The 4234-nt window shown below is 37.6% G+C and carries 3 protein-coding genes and 1 pseudogene; all 4 read right to left on the bottom strand.

What is annotated here, in order from left to right; genetic code table 11:
- Positions 1-904: pseudogene (secA, locus tag AACY61_RS09700) on the bottom strand (preprotein translocase subunit SecA); the annotation flags it as partial.
- Positions 905-991: 87 nt separating this feature from the next.
- Entirely contained in the window at positions 992-1213 is a 222-nt protein-coding gene (locus AACY61_RS09695; protein WP_339611373.1) for a DUF2795 domain-containing protein, read from the bottom strand.
- A gap of 136 nt (positions 1214-1349) precedes the next feature.
- Positions 1350-1925 carry a cob(I)yrinic acid a,c-diamide adenosyltransferase gene (locus tag AACY61_RS09690; RefSeq protein WP_339611372.1) on the bottom strand — a complete coding sequence of 192 codons (576 nt, stop codon included), beginning with the start codon at positions 1923-1925 and terminating at the stop codon, positions 1350-1352.
- 321 nt (positions 1926-2246) lie between these two features.
- A partial coding sequence (locus AACY61_RS09685) for a M3 family metallopeptidase (RefSeq protein ID WP_339611371.1) occupies positions 2247-4234 on the bottom strand: 1988 nt, incomplete at its 5' end.

Below are 4234 nucleotides of genomic sequence, written 5' to 3'. Positions count from 1 at the left end.
CCTCATCAACAATGGCGTAATGATGCGGTCGCTGAACCAAATCATTTGGAGCATGAGCCATATTGTCGCGCAGGTAATCAAAACCAAACTCATTGTTGGTTCCATAGGTAATGTCAGCATTGTAGGCTTTTCTTCTAGCATCCGAATTGGGCTGATGATAATCAACACAATCAACACTTAAGCCATGAAACTCAAAAATGGGTGCCATCCAGGCACTGTCACGCTTTGCCAGGTAATCATTTACGGTTACCAAATGCACGCCGTTCCCAGTTAGGGCGTTCAGATAAACGGGTAGGGTAGCTACCAGTGTTTTACCTTCACCTGTTTGCATCTCTGCAACTTTGCCTTGATGGAGTGCAATACCACCAATCAATTGTACGTCATAATGCACCATGTCCCAGGTTACTTCTTTTCCGGCAGCATCCCAGGAATTTGACCAGAGGGCTTTGTCACCTTCCAGGGTTACATAGTCTTTAATAGCTGAAAGTTCGCGATCAAATGTAGTGGCAGTTACTTCAAGTGTTTGATTGTTTATAAAACGTTTTGCAGTTTCTTTTACCACAGCAAAGGCTTCTGGAAGAATTTCGTCGAGAACTCGCTTTTCGATTGTATAAATTTCGTCTTTTAACTTGTCAATTTCTGCATAGATATCCTCATTTCTGTTAATGTCTCCAGAGGCGTTGGCTTCCTGTGTGAGTTCATCTATTTGGCTGTCGAGCTCCTTTCGGGACTCGGCAATTTTATGCTTAAAATGTTCAGATTTGGTACGTAACTCATCTAAAGAGAGTTGTTCAAGTGCAGATTCAAATTGTTTGATTTGTTTAACAATTGGCATGATTTTACCTACATCTTGCTTGGATTTGTCTCCAACAAATACTTTTAATACTTTATCTATAAAGGTCATAATTGTCTTTTGGTATTGTATTGCTTCAAAATTAAGCAAAAAAAAAGCCTCTGTCGAGACTTTCTAATATGTTTTTAATATTTATAGTTAATATTCATCCTCGTTCCAAAGATAATCTTCGTCAGTAGGATAGTCGGGCCAAATTTCCTCAATTGAGTCGTAAGCATCTCCCTCATCTTCGATTGCTTGTAGGTTTTCTACGACTTCTAAGGGCGCTCCGGTTCTGATAGCGTAATCTATCAGTTCATCTTTGGTGGCAGGCCATGGTGCATCACTTAAATAGGATGCTAATTCTAATGTCCAGTACATAGCACTTCATTTTAATTTTGTGCAAAAATAATTTTTTAGTTGAGAAAGTCAAGAAAAAAAAGAATTATTTCTACTTTATTTATAAGAACTTTGTTAAATTAATTGCAATGTTTTGATATACAAATAGATATAGAATTCAATCATTCTTTTCCGGAATCCATTTTATTTCTTCAATCTTTAACTCCTGTGACAATTTTCGTGCCAGCATAAACAAATAATCAGAAAGCCTATTTAAATACATCAAAACTTTTTCGTCAACCGGCTCTTGATCATTTAGATAGCTGGTTTGTCGCTCTGCACGCCGACAAACACAACGGGCAATGTGACAGAATGACACCGTTTGGTGTCCTCCAGGTAAAACAAAGTGTGTCATTGGAGGCAGTGATGCATTCATTTCATCAATGTTGGCTTCCAGCTGGGCTATATTTTCGTCACTAATTTTAGGAATATTAAGACGTTTTTTTCCATTTTTTAAAACAGCTTTTTGTGGATCTGTGGCCAGAATTGCACCTACAGTAAATAGCCTATCCTGAATATGGATTAGAAATTGCTTGTGTTGACCGGAGATGTCTTGATCCCGGATCAGACCGATATGCGAATTCAACTCATCAACTGTGCCGTAGCTTTCAATACGAATGTGGTGTTTTGGAACTCGTGTTCCACCAAACAGTGCAGTTGTTCCTTTATCACCTGTTTTAGTGTATATTTTCATAATTATAAATATTGAGGATATTATATCAAAGTTTCAAAACAAAAAAAATCTACTTTATATTTTCATTTTTCCGCTCCATATAACGTTTTCTAAAATTGCGCTCTTTTTGTTTAGTTCTGTTTTTCTTAAGCCTTGTTGTGTTCCAAATAAAAAATACAAAGAAAACAATTATTATTCCCAGTAACCATAGAAAATCTTCGTTAGATGAAAACCAATCTGTCATTGTTTATAGCTTATATTTAAGTTGATTATAAAAAAATTAAACTTAAAGTGGTTTAATATAAAAAATAAAATAGTCTAAATTTTAAGTTTTAATAATCTCTATTCTCCCGGAACAGGAAACCCACGATCACGCATCAAAGCATCAATATTTGCATCACGACCTCTGAACAACCTGTAAGCTTCAGCGGGATCAATAGTATTTCGGGGTGCAAAAAGGTAATCTACCAATTTGCTTGCCAGTTCTTTATCATAAAAACCACCCGGAGCTTCTTCAAATGCTTCTGCAGCATCACTTGTTAAAACATCGGCCCATAGATAACCATAATAAGCCGTGGCATAGCCTTCGCCGGAAAACACATGACCAAAGTGCGGACTGCGGTGACGCATCACAATTTCTTCAGGCATTCCTAATTCGTTTAAGGTTTCTTTTTCGAATTCACGGGGGTTGATATCAGAAGGATTTGTGGTGTGGTATTTCATATCCATTAATGCAGAAGCCAGAAATTCAGTTGTAGCAAAACCTTGGTTAAAGGTTGATGCCTTTTTGATTTTAGTTACCAAACTTTCAGGTATTACCTCTCCGCTTTTGTGATGTTTTAAAAAGCGGTTAATTACTTCATCTGTGTATAACCATCGTTCAAGAAGTTGTGACTGAAATTCAGTATAATCTCTAACACCTCCATTAAGTGATGGGTATGTTACATTTGAAGAAAGATAATGCAAAGCATGTCCAAATTCGTGGAAAAAGGTTTCTGCATCGTCCCAAGAGATTAAAACAGATTCCCCTTCAGGGGCTTTTACGAAATTGGAGTTGTTAGAAGCTAATACTAAACGCTTTTCGTCAAAGTTTGCGTGACTGCGATATTGTGTAGCCCAGGCACCTGAACGTTTTCCTTGACGCGCATAGGGGTCTAGATAAAACAAACCAATGGTATCTTCACTATTTTGATCTGTTACTTCCCATACTTTCACATCCTCATGAAAAACAGGTACAGTACCGTCTGTGATGGGTTTAAATTCATACTTAAAAAGTTCGCCGGCAACATAAAACAGAGCATCAGTGAGATTGTTGAGTTCGAGGTATTGCTTAACCTCATTTGAATTAAGGTCATATTTGGCTTTCCTTACTTTCTCAGCATAATAGCGGTAATCCCATGGTTCAATTTTAATTCCTTTGTTTTCTTGATCTGCGATGGCTTGCATTTCAGCAACTTCTTTATCAACACGAGCCAGTGCAGCCGGCCACACTGTTACCAAAAGTTCCATTGCATTCTCGGGAGTTTTCGCCATTCGATCCTGTAAACGCCATTGGGCATAATTGTCGTATCCTAATAGCTGAACTCGTTCATGGCGTAGCTTTAAAATTTTAGAAATGATTTCATTGTTATCAAATTCGTCTTGATTATCACCTCTGGAATAGTAGGTACGCCACACTTTTTCACGTAAGTTTCTTTCCTCTGAATAGGTGAGGAAGGGGTCCATAGATGAACGGGTATTGGTGATGGCGTATTCCCCTTCACGGTTTCTGTCTGCAGCAGCTTTAGCGGATGCATTGATAAATGATTCAGGTAATCCGCCAAGCTGGTCTTTGGTGATAAATGTGACATAGTTCTCCTCATCGTGGAGCACATTGTTTGAAAATTGGGTGTATAGTGAAGATAATTCTTTATTGATTTCAGCATAGCGCTTTTTATCTTCTTCGTTCAGGTTGGCTCCATTCATTTCAAACTCCTTATAAGTTAATACAACAAGGCGTTGTTGTTCATTATTCAGGGGTTGTTTTTGTGCTTTTTCATAAACCGTTTTGATGCGTTCAAAAAGTGCTTGATTTTGATTGATTTTAGAGTTGTACTCAGAGATTTTTGGAGACAGTTCTGCTTGAATATCTCTAAACTCCGGTGTAGACATGTTACTAATCCAAATACCGTAATAAGTAAACAAACGATTGATTTCACTTCCGGCTTTTTCCATTGCCAAAAGTGTGTTTTCAAAATTAGGTTCTTCAGGATTGGCAGCAATGGTTTCTATTTCTTTTAAATGAATTTCCATAGCCGATTCTATAGCTGGTTTTAGGTTGTCAACATTCA

This window comes from uncultured Planktosalinus sp. (assembly GCF_963973675.1).
Taxonomy (GTDB): domain Bacteria; phylum Bacteroidota; class Bacteroidia; order Flavobacteriales; family Flavobacteriaceae; genus Planktosalinus.
This window is presented reverse-complemented; position numbering and strand designations above follow the sequence as displayed.

Excerpts from the sequence above, each read along its gene's own strand:
- AACY61_RS09695 (WP_339611373.1), bottom strand. The coding sequence starts at position 1,213 with ATGTACTGGACATTAGAATTAGCATCCTATTTAAGTGATGCACCATGG.
- AACY61_RS09690 (WP_339611372.1), bottom strand. The coding sequence starts at position 1,925 with ATGAAAATATACACTAAAACAGGTGATAAAGGAACAACTGCACTGTTT.